Raw genomic sequence first — 16919 nt, 5'->3', positions numbered from 1 at the left:
GCCGTGCCCTGCGTCCCCCTCTTGCTGCAGCGCGGCCCACTGCCCCGAAACACCCGCTTTCCTTGCATGCTGGAGAAACACAGATGGTTACCTCGCGCTGGACGGCCGCGCCTGCCCAGACGGCTTCCCCTCGTCGGCGCGGCGCGGTGCTGGAACGCGCCATCCTGGACGCCACCCTGGAGCAGCTCAGCACGGTCGGCTGGAAGGGGCTGACCATGGAGGGCGTCGCGGCCGGCGCCCAGACCGGCAAGGCCGCGGTCTATCGCCGCTGGCCCTCCAAGGAGGATCTGGTCGCGGATGCCCTGGTGTCCGGACTGCCCCGGGTGGAGAAGGCCCCGGATCTCGGCAATGTGCGCGAGGACCTGCTCGCCCTGTGCCGCCAAGTGCGCCAGATCATGTACTCACGACCTGGCGTCGCGCTCCGCTCGATCATTCACGAATGCGATCACACGCAAGCAGAGCGCTTCGGAGAAGTGATCATCGGGAGTGTGGTGGACCCCACGGTCAGACTGCTTCGCGAAGTCATCGTCCGTGGCATTGAGCGAGGAGAGGTCCGCTCTGACGCAGCCAACGGATATGTCTTCGACGCCGTCCCGGCCATGATGATGTACCGATCAAAGATGTGCGCAAGCGAATGGAATGATCAGGATCTCGAAGAGATGGTCGACCGGCTGATGCTCCCCCTGCTGCGGCCCTACGGCGCCTGATCGGGCGCGTCGACGCTCCCGGTGTCCGTAGGGCGACCGGGGTGTCGCGCGGCGAGCCGGGCGGCGTACGCTAAGGGCGCCATGCCGTACGAACCACCTACTCACACCGTCGAGCGCTCCTTGCGAGCCACGACCGGAGCGAAGGTCATTGCCGGTGTCGACGAGGTGGGGCGCGGCGCCTGGGCCGGGCCCGTCACCGTCTGTGCAGCGATCACCGGACTCCGCCGTCCGCCCGAGGGGCTGACCGACTCCAAGCTGCTGACGATCAAGCGACGTACGGAACTCGCCGTGACCCTCCAGTCGTGGGTGACGGCCTACGCGCTGGGGCATGCTTGCCCCGAGGAGATCGACGCCCTGGGGATGACGGCCGCGCTGCGGCTCGCCGCAGTCCGCGCCCTGGACGCCCTTCCGGTCCGCCCCGACGCCGTGATCCTCGACGGCAAACACGACTACCTCGGTACCCCGTGGAAGGTGCGCACGGTGATCAAGGGCGATCGGTCGTGCGTGGCTGTCGCGGCGGCGTCGGTGATCGCCAAGGTTCAGCGCGACAAAATGATGGCCGAACTGGGTATCGACCATGCACACTTCGGTTTTGCGGACAACGCCGGGTATCCGTCGCCCGTGCACAAGGCCGCGCTGGAGGAGTGGGGGCCCACCCCGCACCACCGCTTGTCGTGGGCGTATCTTGATGCGTTGCCTCAGTGGCGGCACCTCAAGAAGGTCCGCAGCTGGGCGGACGGAAGCGTTCCGGAAATTGAGGGTCAGCTCGGCTTCGATTTCTGACGGTTCCGCTCGCACTGATGTGCCACCCGGTCATCCGCGCCGCACCAACGTTTGATAAAAATCAGCTCATGCCTCTCATTCCCGAGGAGCCTCAGATTCACGAGAGTGCCCAGGGTCCCCGCGCCACTTCGGCCAGTGGCCGTACCGCGCCGACCCCCCGCCCCGTACCCGGACCCCGCCCCGCGGCCCCGTCACGCCCCGGTCGTCCCGGCCCTGTGCGGCCCACGGCGCCGGTGCAGCGCACGCCGCGTGAGGTGGCTCCGGCCCAGCCCGGCCCCTCCGGCCCGGCCGCTCCCGCCGCCACCGCGGCAAGCCCGCAGATCCAGCTGATCCCGGCCTCGGCCGAGGGTGCGCTCGACGCCGCCGAAGAGGCGGTGGACCTGCTCCTGGACTCGGGCCGTGCCCCCGGCGACGTGCTCGTGCTCACCACGGGTGCCCAGCACCCCTGGGCCGAGCACGAACTGTCCTTCGGCGATGCGTCCTACTGGGCGCAGCACGACGCCGGTGACGACGTCTTCTACGCGGATGCCGGCGCCGCCTCGCGCGCCGCGACCCGCCCGGTGGTCGTCGTGGCCGTCAACGGCGGACCCGCCTCCGACGCTGCCACCGCCCTGCCGCTGGCCCACTCCCGGGCCGGTGCACTGCTGATCGTCTGCGGCGACCCGCAGCAGATCAACTCGGTGCTGGGCGCCGGCGTCTGAGCCACCCCAGGCGCCTTGGGACACCAGGGTGCCGAAGGAGCCGCTCCAGCGGTTTCCGCACGGTGCGGCCCTTCGCATGCCTGGACGACGGGCGGCGGTCGCTCCGCCGGTGGGCGGCGGCTGGCGGCGACCTCAAGGGACACGGGCAGGATCTCTCCGGCGGGCTTGGTGCGGGCCGCCACGGCGGCGCATGCACGGCCCGGCCGGAGCGGAACCCGCAGCTCGGCCGGAGCCGGCGCGCGAGGCCGCTTGCGCTTCCAGGCGCCGCGAGTCGGCCCGGCCCGGCTGGGTCATCGCATGTCGGCGGAGTGCGCGGCTCGTGCCGTCCTGGTCGGTGCGGACCGCCGTACCGCCGGCGGCACGCCGTTCAGCGGGCCGCAGCCCGGCGCAGAACCTCGGAGACCGGGCCGCCGGTGCGGGGTATGAGCGGCGGCGCCTCCGATGTGGCGAAGGGCTCCGGTGTCGAGTGCGCGTTGGGCCGCCGCCCGCCGCGTCCCTCGCCGAGTACCTGCCAGCCCTCGTGCGTCAGCGTGATGTACGCCCCGCAGCGCAGCCCGTGCAGAGTGCAGGCATCGCGCAGCCCCCACATCCAGGCGCCGTCCTCCTCCGTCCAATGCCCGTCGCCGTCACGGCAGTAGAGCAGGACGGCCGTGCGCACAGGGGTGCGGCGGCGCAGGTCGTGGGGAATCACCCGGCGCAGCTGGGCCAACAGGGCGTTGCGGAACATCCAGCCGTCGGCCGGAGCCGGGCGACGGCTGAACGAGGCGCTGGCGCACAGCCGTTCGTCCGGGTCGAGCACCGCGACGACCGCCGTGAGCGGCTGCGGGTGATGGCGGGCGTGCAGCCCGCTGACGACCTCGCGGGGGTTGCGCAGCAGAGGGATCCCGGCAGAGGCCCACTCCGCCGGCTCGAGCAGGCGGCTGGCGGAAGCGGCGGACGCGGACGTCGACAACGAGGCCGCCGAGGACGAGGCGAATCCGAAGGTCACGTTCCTCCCTTCGGCTACGCGCCCATACTGCGGGCGAGGTCGGATTCGGGGGAGCGCGCACCGCAGCGGAGCCCAACCAGACAACGGGCGGGCCGTGCGGGCAGCGGACCTCAATTCTTCCTGTCGAACTTGGATGCGGCAACGAGCAATTGGGGCCACCGACTGTTATCTGGTGGTGCGTGGCTTATATCCCTACCCAAAGGTTCGGCCGCTGACGCCTGAGACCTTCCGCCACGGTCCACCGGGCCCCGGACGGCCGCACGGTCGCCTCCGTACGGCGACAACCAGCGGCAATGCGTGACTCATTCCCGGACCGGGCGGACCGGGCGGGCCGACGGCCCTGCGCTGACCCTGCCTCGACCGCGAAGACCGGCGGCCATGCGTGGCTCGTCCCCGGACGGCGAGACTCGACGGCACCGCGTGGCTCACCCCTGGACGGCGAGAACCAGCGGCAACACGTCCCGCGCACCGGCCTTCCGGAGCAGGCGGGCCGCGATCGCCAGGGTCCAGCCCGTCTCGGTGAAGTCGTCGACCAGCAGCACGGGACCGTGCGCCTCGGCGAGCGCCGACGCCAGGGCGGGCGGTACGGTCAACGCGCCGTCGAGGGCCTTCAGCCGCTGCGCGCTGTTGCTGCGCGGCACACGGGGGACGTCCTCGGCGTACTCCACCGATCCGAGCAGGGGGAGCCTGCCGATCTCGGCGATCCGGGCACCCAGGGACCGGATCAGCAGCGGCCGGCTGCGCGAGGCCACGGTGACCACGCCCACCGGCCGAGGCCCGGCGTCGGGTGCGCCGGAGGCCCAGCCGCCGGGACCTCGGGCCCAGTCGGCCAGTACGTCGACCACGGCTCGCGCCACGTCGTCCGGCACCGCGGCGTCCGGTGTCTGGGGCGCGAGCAGCGGACGCAGCCGGTTTCCCCAGCCGATGTCCGACAGACGCCCCAGAGCCCGCCCCGACGAGGCCTGTTCCGCAGCCGGGATCCGTCCCTTGAGGTCGATTCCGATGGCCGGGAGACCGGTCGGCCACATGCGGCGGGGCTCCACTTCCACCCCGGCACGGCCCAGGTCGCTCCGGGCGGCGTCCAGGGCCGCCGTGGAGAGGCCGGAGGTGAAGCGCGAGCCCGCGCAGTTGTCGCAGCGCCCGCAGGGCTTGGCCCCCTCGTCGTCCAGCTGGCGCTGCAGGAACTCCATCCGGCACTCGGTGGTGGTGGCGTACTCGCGCATCGCCTGCTGCTCGGCCGCGCGTTGCCGGGCCACCCACGCGTAGCGCTCGGTGTCGTACGACCACGGCTGTCCGGTCGCGATCCAGCCGCCCTTGACCCGGCGCACCGCTCCGTCCACGTCGAGGACCTTCAGCATGCTCTCCAGGCGTGAGCGGCGAAGCTCGACCCGTGGTTCCAGCGCGGGGAGCGACAGGGGCCCGTCCGCTCGGGCGAGGACGTCCAGGGTGCGCCGGACCAGTTCCTCGGAGGGGAAGGCCAGCGACGCGAAGTACTCCCAGATCGCCTCGTCCTCCTTGCCGGGCAGCAGGAGCACCTCGGCGTGGGCGACGCCGCGGCCGGCCCTGCCGACCTGCTGGTAGTAGGCGATGGGGGAGGAGGGCGAGCCGAGATGGACCACGAAACCGAGATCCGGTTTGTCGAAGCCCATGCCGAGCGCGGAGGTGGCGATCAGGGCCTTCACGCGGTTGGCGAGCAGGTCGTCCTCCGCCTGCTGCCGATCGGCGTTCTCCGTCTTGCCCGTGTAGGAGGCGACGGCGTGCCCACGCTGCCGCAGGAAGGCGGTGACCTCCTCGGCGGCGGCGACCGTGAGCGTGTAGACGATGCCGGAGCCCGGCAGGTCGTCGAGATGGTCGGCGAGCCAGGCCATCCGGTGCGCGGCGTCCGGGAGCCGCAGCACGCCGAGGCTCAGACTCTCCCGGTCCAGCGGCCCGCGCAGCACCAGCGCATCGGATGCGCCGCCCGTGCCGAGCTGCTCGGCGACGTCCGCGGTCACCCGCGCGTTGGCCGTGGCGGTGGTGGCCAGCACGGGGACGCCGGGCGGGAGCTCGCCGAGCATGGTGCGCAGCCGGCGGTAGTCGGGGCGGAAGTCGTGGCCCCAGTCGGAGATGCAGTGGGCCTCGTCCACGACCAGCAGGCCGGTGGCCGCGGACAGCTTGGGCAGCACGTGGTCACGGAAGTCGGGGTTGTTCAGCCGCTCGGGCGAGACGAGCAGCACGTCGACGTCGCCCGCCGCGATCTCGGCCTGGACGGTCTCCCACTCCTCGGTGTTGGCGGAGTTGATGGTGCGGGCGTGGATTCCGGCCCGGCTCGCGGCCTCCACCTGGTTGCGCATGAGTGCGAGGAGCGGCGAGACGATCACCGTGGGCCCGCTTCCTCTGGCCCGCAGCAGCGAGGTCGCCACGAAGTACACCGCAGACTTGCCCCATCCCGTGCGCTGCACGACCAGGGCCCGGCGCCGGTCGGCGACCAGCGCCTCGATCGCCCGCCACTGGTCCTCGCGCAGCCGGGCGGCGCCCGTGGCATCCCCGACGAGCCGGGCGAGGACGGTGTCGGCCTCTGCCCGGAGATCCGCGTTGCTCGTGTGCTCCATGCGCTCCATACAACAGGACGGGACTGACATCCGGGCGGGCCCGGGCCGAGTCTGTGGACAACGCCGGCGATCTTGTCGTGTCCCTGATTCGACTTATCCACAGGCTCAACCGGAACCTCAAGATCCGCGGGATCGTCGGCGCATGACGAATCACAGCGAGACCACCGGACCCTTCGAAAGCAACGACATCTCGGGGCGGGAGCCGTCGACCGGGCCGGTCCAGCACACCGCACAGGTCGTCCTGCGCACCCCGGCCGAGCTGGCCGACGCCCTCCCCTACCTGCTCGGCTACCGCCCGGAGGACAGCATGGTGCTCGTCGCCCTGCACGACAGCGACGGCCGCGGCCGGTTCGGCGGCCGGGCCCGGCTCGGCATCCCGGCGAACGAGGAGGACTGGGAGGCCGCCGCCCGGCAGCTCGCCCGTGGGCTGGTGACGGGCAGTGAGCGGCGCGGCGCCCGGCCCGAGCGGATGGTGGCCTACGTCTGCCAGGAACCGGGCCCGGGGGAGTCCGGCCAGGACGTCAAACGGCGGTTGGAGAGCCTGGCCCACGTCATGCGCACCGAGTGCGGCAGCCTCGACGTGCCCGTCGTCGAGGCCCTGTGCATCTCGGCGGGCCGCTACTGGTCCTACTGCTGCCCCGTCACGGGCTGCTGCCCCGAGGACGGCTCGCCCATGGGCCTGCCCGGCACCTCGGTGCTCGCCGCGGCGGCCACCTACGCCGGCATTCAGGTGCGCGGCACGCTGAGGGAGCTGCGTGCCAGGTTGCAGCCCCGGGAGAGCACCGCCGCGCTCGCGCAGGAGATCGCCCTGGACGCGGCCGGCATGAGCATGGTGCCCCGCATCCTGGACGAGACGGCCCGCCAGGACGTGGCGGACGAGACCGTGGGCCTGGCCGAGCGGATCATCCGCCGCTTCGCCGCGGCGGCTCCGGTCTCCGGGACGCATCCGGCGGACGTACGCGACGACGACCTGCTCCAGGACGACGAGGCGGCGGCCCTGATCCTCGGGCTCCAGGACCGCACGACCCGCGACAGGGCCGCCGCCTGGATGGAGGGCGACGAAGCGGGCCCGGCCCTCCGGCTCTGGCGTGCCCTGGCCCGCCGTTGCGTCGGGCCCTACGGCGAGCACGCCGCCGCACCGCTGACCCTCGCGGGCTGGGTCGCGTGGTCCACGGGGGACGAACTGGAGGCGCGGGAGGCGCTGGCCATGGCGCTGGCCGCGGATCCCGACTACCTCTTCGCCCGCCTGCTGCACCAGGCATGCAACGAAGGGCTCGACCCCGAGGCGGTCCGCCGCTGCCTGCGCGCGGAGAGCGCGCAGTGCCCACCGGCGCCGCCCGCGGAGCACATGCCTGCGACACCCCGGACCGCTCCCGCCGAAGCGCCCGTGACGCCGTCTCTCGAACCGGGAGCCGAAGCCCAGGGGGACGACCGGACTCCCGGACCCGGCTCGCGCGTCGTGCGGCGGCGCCGCCGTGCGCGACGCGCGAACGCCGAGGGCGGGCGTGACACGGACCGGGGGAGGGACACGGACCGGGTGAACGGAGGCCGACGGAGGCCGGCCGACGCCCGTCCTCGCCCGTCCGCCGCGGAAGCCACCCGGCCCGGCACCCGCGGGAGGCCGAACGCCACGCGCACCCGTGCGACGGGCCCGGACGACGTCTCGACCCGTGGCGCTCTGCCGGAGGGCGGGAGCCCGCAACCCGAGGGGGAGGGATGAGCAGTGGCCGGCGAGGGTTCGAGCAGGCATCGGCCCTCACCGACAGCGCAGGCGGCCCGCCGCCGGACACCGACGAGGAGCACGCCTGCCGGCGGAGCGGCTTCCGAGCTTGGTTCTGTGGGGTGCGTGTGCGCCGGTGGAGTGGCCTCCGGGCTTGGTTCTGTGGGGCGCGTGTGCGCCGGCGGAGTGACTTCGCGGCCCGGTTCCGTAGGGCGCCGGAGCGCCGACGGAGTGGCTTCCGGCGCCGGCCCTGCGGGGAGCGCATGGACGGACACCCCGCCGGCCCGTCACGCGGCTGTTCCCTCGGCTTCCCCGCGGCGGGCCGTGACCCGGACGAGTCCCATTCCGTTCACCTGAGTGGCGGAACGCCTGGACAGGCCCTACCGCCGCCGTACCCCACCTGTCCCACGGGGCGACCCTCCGGCCGCCCAGCACGTCCGAGGCGCACCGAGCGCAGAAGAAGCCACGCCATGCACCAGCAGCCGACTCCGCCCTCCGCCGTCGGCGAACGTCCTCCCCAGGGCGATCGCGAGCCGTTCCCGACCGACGGCACCCGGCCCCGCACACCGCGAACCACCGGCCTGCCCCTTCCGCCGTCCGCGGATCCAGGCCCTCAGCCCCCGACCGCCCGCGGCGGCCCCCCGCCCCCCGTCGCCGTCCGGCCCTGTCGGCCCGCCTCGGCCCCGCCCCCGCGCGGGCCCACGGGCAGCCGCACGGCGGCCGAGCTGCCGTCCACGCACGCCGCGCTGATCTGTGTGGCCCTGCCCGGCCTCGCCGTCTCCGGCGAACAGGGGCAGCTGGCCGGCCGGGGACTGGACGGGTTCTACCGGGGCGGCAGGCGGCTCCTCTCCCGCTGCCGGCTCCGCGTGGCGGGCCGCGAACCACTGCCCGTGCAAGCCAGGATGACCGGAGCCGACAGCGCCCGCTTCGTGGGGACGCTGAGCGCCTCGCCCACAGCCGGCGGCCCCGACCCCGACGTCGTCGTCGAACGCATACGGCACGCCGACGGGACCGAACGGATCACACTCCGCAACGCCGCCCGGCGCCCACTGCGCCTGCCCGTCGAGGTCGCCCTCGGCACCGACCTGGCGGAACTCGGTGCCATCGCGGCCGGCGCGGCAGGTCCCGAGCTCCCGGCCACCGTCCACGACTCGGGCCTGCGCTGGGCCACGGCCGACGCGGCCGCCTGCGTCACCGCCGACCCGCCGCCCGCCGACGCCCTCGCATCGGCCGGACTGCTGCGCTGGGAACTGGAACTGCCACCGGGTGGGACGGCGGCCCTGCAGCTGAGGGTGCGGCCGGAGGGCGCGGGCCCGCTTCGGGCCGCGGGTCACGCCGTCACCAGCCCGCTCGCCTCCGCGCGGGCTGCGGGGGACGACCCCCGGGTGGCCCCGCTGCTGGAGTCGGCCGTCGCCGATCTGCGGGCGCTGCTCCTGCGTGACCCCGCACACCCCGCCGACACCCACCTCGCGGCGGGCGCCCCCTGGCGTTGCGGAATGGCCCCGGCCGAGGCCCTCGCCGCCGCCCGTATGACGCTGCCCCTGGGCACCCGGCTCGCCGCGGGCACCCTGCGCACCCTGGCCCGCACCCAGCTCGCCGGCCCGGGCCCCCGGGCCGGGCTCATTCCCGGGCCCCGACGAGACACCGGTCCTCACCTCCCGCCCAGCTGCACCGGCGTGGAGGCCACGTTGCTCTTCCCCGTCCTCCTCGCCGAAGCCCGCCGCTGGGGGCTGTCCGACCAGGAGACACAGGAACTGCTGCCCGCCGCCGAGCGCTGCCTGACCTGGCTGCGGACCACCGTCGGCGACGGCGTCTACCTCCCCGACCCGCACCCCGCAGGCCCCGCCCGGACCGAGACCCAGGCACACGCGCATCGCGCCGCCCTGCTCGGCGCAGATCTCCTCGACGCCTACGACCGGCCGGGTGCCACACAGATACGCCAGTGGGCCCAGAACCTGCGGGCGGCCTTCCGGGCCGACTTCTGGGTGGACGATCGTGGCGGCGGACGCCCGGCCGCGGCCCTCGCGCCGGACGGCCGACCCGTGCCCCATCTGGCCGCCACCGCCGTCCACCTGCTGGACACCGGCCTGCTGGATGCCGGCCGGCTCGCCCCGGGCCTGCTCGACAAGGTGCAGACCGAGCACCTCGCCCGGTTGCTCGGCACCCCCGCCATGGACGCGGGCTGGGGGCTGCGCGGCCTGGGCACCAAGGAGGCCGGACACAACCCGTTCGGCCACCGGACCGGAGCCGTGAGGGTACAGGAAACCGCACTCGCGGTCGCCGGACTGGCGGCAGCAGGGTACGAGAAGGAAGCCACCGGCCTGCTGCACGGCCTGCTGGACGCGGCGGAACACTTCGGCCACCGGCTGCCCGAGATGTTCGCCGGTGAACAGCGCTCCGCCGGCTCCGCGCCTCTCCCGCACCCCGCGGCCTGCCGGCCGGCGGCCACCGCCGCGGCCTCCGTGGTCCTGCTGTTCACCGCCCTCGCCGGTATCCGCCCCGACGCCCCGGCCCGCACGGTCACCCTGCGCCCCCTGCGGAACGCCCCGCTCGGCGAGCTCGTCCTCGGCGGCCTGCGCGTCGACGGCGCCCCCTTCGCCGTGCGCGTCAGCCGACTGGGACTCGCGATGGTGGAGGAGGCGGCGGAAGGACTGCAACTGGGCACGTGACCTTCCGGAAGGGGGATGACCTCGCACGACACCACCGGACCGAGGGCCGGGAGGCCCCCTCGCGCCGCATACCGGAACGAAGCGGAACCACCATCGAAGCGGCCGACGAAGGACGTGTTTATCGTCAGGCAGACGACTATGATCGCGGCATGCCCTACGACCCGTCAGCCTTTCCGCCCTTCGCCGTCACCGTGGACCTGGTCGTGCTGACCGTGCGTCGCCATGCCCTGTGTGCGCTGGCGGTCCGCAGGGGCGAGCCTCCCTTCCAGGGGCGCTGGGCGCTGCCCGGCGGCTTCGTACGGGCCGACGAGGATCTTTCCCAGGCGGCGGCACGCGAACTGGCCGAGGAGACCGGGCTGCACGCTCACGACCCCTCGGTCCCGGCGCAGGACAACGGAGCCCACCTGGAGCAGCTCGCCACCTACGGCGATCCCAAGCGGGACCCCCGAATGCGCGTGGTCAGCGTCGCGCATCTCGCGCTCGCGCCGGACCTGCCCGCGCCGCGCGCCGGAGGCGACGCCAGCAACGCACGCTGGGCCCCGGTCGAGGAACTCCTCGCGCAGGGCGGTTACGGCCGTGACGGCGAACTCGTGGCACCGCTCGCCTTCGACCACGCCCAGATCCTCTCCGACGGGGTGGAGCGAGCCCGCTCCAAGATCGAGTACTCGTCGCTGGCCACCGCCTTCTGCCCGCCCGAATTCACCGTCGGCGAGCTGCGCCGGGTGTACGAGGCGGTGTGGGCCGTGGCGCTCGACCCGCGCAACTTCCACCGCAAGGTCACGGGCACCCCCGGGTTTCTCGTGCCCACGGGAGGCACGACCACACGCCAGGGCGGCAGGCCGGCGCAGCTCTTCCGGGCCGGTGGCGCGACCCTGCTCAACCCGCCGATGCTGCGTCCCGAGGTCTGAGGAACGGTGCCCCGGCCCCGTTGAAGGCCGGGTGCGCCGGTCGCCCGCGCCGGGCTCCGGGTCCATCGAACGGCGGACAAGAGCGGGGTCAAGTCGCGCGGCATCGTCACGCAAGACGCCTTATACCCGAAAAACCGGACATGTCGCGCTATCTTGCTGCAGGTGATCCATGCCTTCGGACTGACCAGCAACCCCCGCAAGGCGCATCCGCCCGCCGTCGACGACCTCTCCTTCGAAGCGCGAGCCGGGCATGTCACCGCGCTCCTCGGTGGCGCCGGCGCGGGCAAGACGACGGCGCTCAAACTGATGCTTGAGCTCCAACAGGGGCGCGGCATCACCTACTTCAGGGGACGGCCCCTGCACCAGATCGCTCATCCGTCGTGGGAAGTCGGCGTCCTCCTCGGTGACGTGCCGGGCCATCCGGCCCGCTCCGTCCGTGGCCATCTGCGCATGCTGTGCGCGGCGTCGGGAGTTCCCGGGCGGCGAGCGGACGAGGTCCTCGAAGTGGTCGGTCTCGTCAGCCTTCGCGAGGAGCGCCTCGGCACGCTGTCGCGCGGCATGGACCGCAGGCTCGGCCTGGCCTGTGCGCTGCTGCCCGATCCGCACACGCTCGTCCTGGACGAACCCGCCGACGGTCTCTCCGCCCGCGAGGCCCAGTGGCTGCACAGCATGTTGCGGGCCCATGCCACACAGGGCGGCACGGTGCTCTTCACCACGGCCGACCCCAAGGAGGCGGCGCGGAGGGCCGATCGGGTCGTCACGATCGACGGCGGCAGACTCGTCGCCGACCAGGAGGCCAAGGTCTTCGCCCGCACCCGGTTGCGTCCCCGCGTGGCCGTCCGCAGCCCCCACGCCGTACGCCTCGCGGCGGTGCTCGCCAAGGACGCCCGTACCGCCCGCCGCTCCGTCGAGGTCGTACGCGAGGGCGGCAACCGCCTTTCGGTGTACGGCACCACGACCGCCGATGTCGGTGAGATCGCGTTCCGCAACGGCATCCTCGTCCATCAACTCGCCGACGAGGTGGGCGACATGGGGCCGGGCGCCGGAACCGAGGGCGACGGCGGGACGCACTCCGTCGAGCCCCGGCAGGCCGCACCGGACGGGGCGTCGGCGAACCGGGAGACCCGGCCGGAACCTGAACCGGCGCAGGCCGCCCTGTCGCCCGGCGAGCGCGAGAAGGCTCTGGCCGGCCGGGCGGTGAGGGAGCGCGGCCGCGCGCTGCCCGGCGGCACGGCACCGGGATCGTCCGGGCCTTCCGTGCGTGAATCCGTCCCGGTCGCGCACGCCGGCTCACCCGGGAACCCGGACCGAACCGTGGACGAGTCGCCGGCGGCGCCTGACCATGCGAGGCCGGCGATGCCGCGGGAGGCCACGGCCGCCGACTTCCCGGGGGGAGAGCCGAGCGTCGCCGAGCCGACGGCGGCACCGGGCGCGGCGGGCTCCGACCCGCCGGCGGCCGACATGGGCGCCGCTGCGTGCGCCCGGGCGGCCTCCGGACCGGGGCCGGCCGCTCTCGACCGGTCCGTCCCGCAGCCGGAGATCCCGGCCGCGGGACTCCCGTCGGGAAACGCCGCGCCCACCGCACAACCGTCGGGAGGCGCCTCGACCCCCGAAGCGTCGTCCGCCACCGCGACGACGCGGACCGGCGGCACGGCACACGGCACGTCGCTCAAGGCCGTCGCGTCCGGTGAGGGAGGCATGGCCGGTGGCACCGGCGACGCGCACGCCGGAACGGCAGACGAACGGTCCGCCGAACCGGCGGCCACCGCGGACACCGGCCTCACCGCGGACGCGACGGCATCCGGGCAGCGGACCGGCACCGAGGGCGGCACCCTCACGAGGACCCTCGTCGGCACCCGCGCCCTCCTTCCCGGGGCCAGGAACCGCGGCGCCCGGCAGCCGCAGGCCGGCCGCGCCGCGCCCCCCGAAGGTGTCCGTTCTCTCGCCGACCCCTCTCCGCTCCCACCCCCCATCACCGTCCACCCCGCCCCCAGCCCGCTCCGCCCCCTCCGCTACGAGATCCGGCGCGCCGCCGGCATCGGCACCGGCTTTCTCACCTGCGGTGCCTCGCTGGTCGTGTCCGCGCTCACCGCCGTACTCCTGGCGCGGATCGGGCACACCCCCCAGGCGCGCCTGTTCGCGGCATGGCCGCGGGAGCTGCCGCTGCCGCCCGCGGCACTCGCGGCCGGGCTGCTCGGTGCGCTGGCCTTCGGGGACGAGTTCCGCCACCCCGCCCTCGCGGCGGACCGCGGCACCGTACCCCGCCGTCTGGGGCTGCTCACCGCGAAACTGCTCGTCTCCGGAGCCACCGCGGTGCTGCTCGCGTTCCTCACCGTGGGCTGCGACGCCGAAGCGCTCTACGTCGTCTACGGACGGGAGCTGGCGGAAGTTCCCGCGGACTGGCTTTCGCTGACCGCAAGTTGGTTCGGGCTGATCGTCGGCTGCGCCTGGGCCGGAGTGCTGGCGGCCGGTGTGTTCCGGTCCACGACGGCCGGACTCGCCGCCGTCCTCGCCGTGCCCGTCCTTGTGGTTCCCGTCGTGCACAAGGCGCTACAGGGTCCGGCCGTGCGGATGGCGGCCGATTTCCCGGTGCGGATGCGGGAGGTCTACCTGTTGCAATGGCCCTTCGGAGGGGAGAGATATCTGCTCGCGGCGGCGCGGGTCCTCGCCCAACCGGTAGGCGGAGCACTGGCGTTGTCGCTCATGGCACTGCTCTGCGCGTATCTGCTCACGGCGGTCCGCACCAGGCTCAGATGACAGCCGTGCGTCCGCTTCCGGTCCCGCTGTGTCCACAACTCCCCGCAGAAAGCCCATTTCTTTCCGATAAGGCGTCAATTGCGACGGGGTGAGCGATCACCCTTTCGTGTGCTTTTCACCAAAGACCTCAAGGGAGTTGGAAGCGACGCCGACAAAGGATCCGTGAGTACCCTTGCGCACACCATGATGACCGCCGCCCGTTCCGCAGACTCCGGCCTCGCCGGCCCGGGCGAACTCGACCGCTACCCCTACGCGGAGGCCCCGGTGGCCGACCGCCTCGGCGCGCCTGCCTGGGACGGAGGAGATCCCGACCTGGGCCGTGTCGGCCGGCGGACCGCGGGCAGCCGCGGACGCGGACTGCACGGCCAACTCGTACAGCAGCTGGGCCAGATGATCGTCTCCGGTGATCTGGGCGCGGACCGTCCGCTGGTACCGGAGGAGATCGGCCAGCGCTTCGAGGTCTCCCGCACCGTCGTCCGCGAGTCCCTCCGCGTCCTGGAGGCCAAGGGCCTGGTCAGCGCCCGCCCGAACGTCGGCACCCGCGTGCGTCCCGTCAGCGACTGGAACCTTCTCGATCCCGACATCATCGAGTGGCGGGCCTTCGGGCCGCAGCGCGACGACCAGCGCCGGGAGCTGAGCGAGCTGCGCTGGACGATCGAGCCGCTCGCCGCCCGCCTCGCCGCCGGGCACGGCCGCGAGGAGGTGCAGCAGCGCCTCTGTGACATGGTCGAGATCATGAGCCACGCCATGGCACAGGGTGACGCGCTCACCTACTCGCGCGCCGACAGCGAGTTCCACTCGCTGCTGATCCAGATCGCGGGCAACCGCATGCTGGAGCACCTCTCCGGCATCGTCTCGGCGGCCCTCCAGGTCTCGGGCGGCCCGGTCACCGGTTGCGACCGGCCGAACGAGGCGTCCCTCGCACAGCACGCGCGGATCGTCGACGCGCTCGGCACCGGCGACGGCGGGGCGGCGGAGACGGCCATGCGCCAGCTCCTCACGGTGCACCCCGAGGTAGAGCGCGTGGTCCCCGCCCCGCGCGAGCACTGACCCCGCGAGGGGCGCGGTGCGGTCGCCAGTGTGCGGCGTCCTCGTGGCGCTCGTGGCGGCGCCGGGCCTGAGTACCGGCCGTCGCCGGACCCCGCCGGACCATCTGGAGTCCGGCGGGGTCCGGCGGTGCGACGGGCCGCCGCGTTCGTCGACGCGACCGAGGCCGAGGTAGGTTGATCTCATATGTGCATGTCTGACCGCTTTTGACCGCTTACGGGGTGTGACTCGGGCCACGCAGATTGGGCGTAACACTCGTGGGAACAGCGCGATGACCTAAGAGGTGACAGCCGCGGAGGGAATACGGACGCCAGAACAGGCGCTGTGCATCTTCCCGGCCCCCGCCCGCGCCGTCGGCCCATACCCAAGCCGGTGGTCGGCTCCCGTCCGCAGTGGACGGTGCCGGAAGCCGTTTTCCAACGTTCCGAGAGGTTGTTCGTGTCGGCCAGCACATCCCGTACGCTCCCGCCGGAGATCGCCGAGTCCGTCTCTGTCATGGCGCTCATTGAGCGGGGAAAGGCTGAGGGGCAGATCGCCGGCGACGATGTGCGTCGGGCCTTCGAAGCTGACCAGATTCCGGCCACTCAGTGGAAGAACGTACTGCGCAGCCTCAACCAGATTCTTGAGGAAGAGGGTGTGACGCTGATGGTCAGTGCCGCAGAGCCCAAGCGCACCCGCAAGAGCGTCGCAGCGAAGAGCCCGGCGAAGCGCACCGCCACCAAGACGGTCGCGGCGAAGACGACGGTGACCACCCGTAAGGCCACCGCCACCACGGCCGCCCCCGCGGCGCCCGCCGCTCCGACCGCAGCCGATTCCGCCGAAGAAGCCACCCCCGCCAAGAAGGTCGCCGCCAAGAAGGCGACCGCCAAGAAGACGGTCGCCAAGAAGACCGTCGCCAAGAAGACGGCCGCCAAGAAGACCACGGGCAAGAAGGACGACGTCGAGCTTCTCGAGGACGAGGTGCTCGAGGACACCAAGGTCGCCGACGAGCCCGAGGGTGCCGAGAGCGCCGGCTTCGTACTGTCCGACGAGGACGAGGACGACGCGCCCGCGCAGCAGGTCGCCGCGGCCGGCGCCACCGCCGACCCGGTCAAGGACTACCTGAAGCAGATCGGCAAGGTCCCCCTGCTCAACGCCGAGCAGGAGGTCGAGCTGGCCAAGCGCATCGAGGCCGGTCTGTTCGCCGAGGACAAGCTGGCGAACGCCGACAAGCTCGCCCCGAAGCTCAAGCGCGAGCTGGAGATCATCGCCGAGGACGGCCGCCGCGCCAAGAACCACCTCCTGGAGGCCAACCTCCGTCTGGTGGTCTCCCTGGCCAAGCGCTACACCGGCCGCGGCATGCTCTTCCTGGACCTCATCCAGGAGGGCAACCTCGGTCTGATCCGCGCGGTCGAGAAGTTCGACTACACCAAGGGCTACAAGTTCTCCACGTACGCCACCTGGTGGATCCGTCAGGCCATCACCCGCGCCATGGCCGACCAGGCCCGCACCATCCGTATCCCGGTGCACATGGTCGAGGTCATCAACAAGCTCGCGCGCGTGCAGCGCCAGATGCTCCAGGACCTGGGCCGCGAGCCCACCCCGGAGGAGCTGGCCAAGGAACTCGACATGACCCCCGAGAAGGTCATCGAGGTCCAGAAGTACGGCCGTGAGCCCATCTCGCTGCACACCCCGCTGGGCGAGGACGGCGACAGCGAGTTCGGTGACCTCATCGAGGACTCCGAGGCCGTCGTGCCCGCCGACGCCGTCAGCTTCACGCTTCTGCAGGAGCAGCTGCACTCCGTTCTGGACACCCTGTCCGAGCGCGAGGCCGGCGTCGTCTCCATGCGGTTCGGTCTCACCGACGGTCAGCCGAAGACGCTCGACGAGATCGGCAAGGTGTACGGCGTGACGCGTGAGCGCATCCGCCAGATCGAGTCCAAGACCATGTCGAAGCTGCGCCACCCGTCGCGTTCCCAGGTGCTGCGCGACTACCTCGACTAGGTCGCGGTCGTACGACGGTGAAGGCCCGGTTCCCCTCGGGAGCCGGGCCTTCGTGCTGCGCTCCT

At 72.9% G+C, this 16919-nt stretch carries 11 protein-coding genes; 9 read left to right on the top strand and 2 right to left on the bottom strand.

Annotated features, from left to right (window positions below; all coding sequences use genetic code 11):
- The first annotated feature begins 83 nt into the window (after positions 1–83).
- The 3 genes from ACZ7KF_RS02140 to ACZ7KF_RS02130 all read left to right on the top strand — a co-directional run bounded on the left by ACZ7KF_RS02140 (position 84) and on the right by ACZ7KF_RS02130 (position 2191).
- The gene (locus ACZ7KF_RS02140; protein ID WP_471068472.1) at positions 84–707 is read left to right on the top strand and encodes a TetR/AcrR family transcriptional regulator; all 624 of its coding nucleotides are present in this window, start codon (positions 84–86) and stop codon (positions 705–707) included.
- Between the two features lie 81 nt (positions 708–788).
- Positions 789–1490 carry a ribonuclease HII gene (locus ACZ7KF_RS02135; RefSeq protein ID WP_471068470.1) on the top strand — a complete coding sequence of 234 codons (702 nt, stop codon included), beginning with the start codon at positions 789–791 and terminating at the stop codon, positions 1488–1490.
- 68 nt (positions 1491–1558) lie between these two features.
- On the top strand, positions 1559–2191 hold the full coding sequence (locus ACZ7KF_RS02130; RefSeq protein ID WP_471068468.1) for a hypothetical protein: 633 nt from the start codon (positions 1559–1561) through the stop codon (positions 2189–2191).
- Between the two features lie 367 nt (positions 2192–2558).
- On the opposite strand, the gene ACZ7KF_RS02125 is transcribed toward ACZ7KF_RS02130, so the two are convergent.
- Together ACZ7KF_RS02125 and ACZ7KF_RS02120 are read right to left on the bottom strand one after the other, a co-directional pair.
- Positions 2559–3179 (bottom strand): hypothetical protein, encoded by a 621-nt coding sequence (locus ACZ7KF_RS02125; protein ID WP_471068465.1) that lies wholly within the window; start codon positions 3177–3179, stop codon positions 2559–2561.
- Between the two features lie 425 nt (positions 3180–3604).
- A complete protein-coding gene (locus tag ACZ7KF_RS02120; RefSeq protein WP_471068462.1) occupies positions 3605–5770 on the bottom strand; it encodes a RecQ family ATP-dependent DNA helicase in 2166 nt (721 codons plus the stop codon).
- A 142-nt stretch (positions 5771–5912) separates the two neighbouring features.
- Here ACZ7KF_RS02120 and ACZ7KF_RS02115 point away from each other — a divergent pair, with 142 nt between their 5' ends.
- The 6 genes from ACZ7KF_RS02115 to ACZ7KF_RS02090 all read left to right on the top strand — a co-directional run bounded on the left by ACZ7KF_RS02115 (position 5913) and on the right by ACZ7KF_RS02090 (position 16854).
- Positions 5913–7490, top strand: a complete 1578-nt coding sequence (locus ACZ7KF_RS02115; RefSeq protein WP_471068460.1) for a DUF4192 domain-containing protein — start codon at positions 5913–5915, stop codon at positions 7488–7490.
- A gap of 470 nt (positions 7491–7960) precedes the next feature.
- Positions 7961–10159 (top strand): glycogen debranching N-terminal domain-containing protein, encoded by a 2199-nt coding sequence (locus ACZ7KF_RS02110; RefSeq protein WP_471068458.1) that lies wholly within the window; start codon positions 7961–7963, stop codon positions 10157–10159.
- Positions 10160–10308: 149 nt separating this feature from the next.
- Positions 10309–11067: an NUDIX hydrolase gene (locus tag ACZ7KF_RS02105; RefSeq protein ID WP_471068456.1), complete on the top strand. Its 759-nt coding sequence runs from the start codon at positions 10309–10311 to the stop codon at positions 11065–11067.
- A gap of 162 nt (positions 11068–11229) precedes the next feature.
- Complete coding sequence (locus ACZ7KF_RS02100; protein WP_471068453.1) at positions 11230–13824, top strand: ABC transporter ATP-binding protein; 2595 nt, start codon at positions 11230–11232, stop codon at positions 13822–13824.
- 162 nt (positions 13825–13986) lie between these two features.
- Positions 13987–14874 (top strand): FadR/GntR family transcriptional regulator, encoded by an 888-nt coding sequence (locus ACZ7KF_RS02095; RefSeq protein WP_471068451.1) that lies wholly within the window; start codon positions 13987–13989, stop codon positions 14872–14874.
- Positions 14875–15309: 435 nt separating this feature from the next.
- Positions 15310–16854: an RNA polymerase sigma factor gene (locus tag ACZ7KF_RS02090; protein WP_471068449.1), complete on the top strand. Its 1545-nt coding sequence runs from the start codon at positions 15310–15312 to the stop codon at positions 16852–16854.
- The last annotated feature ends 65 nt before the right edge of the window (positions 16855–16919 follow it).

Source organism: Streptomyces sp. NPDC038200, assembly GCF_055600785.1.
This window is presented reverse-complemented; position numbering and strand designations above follow the sequence as displayed.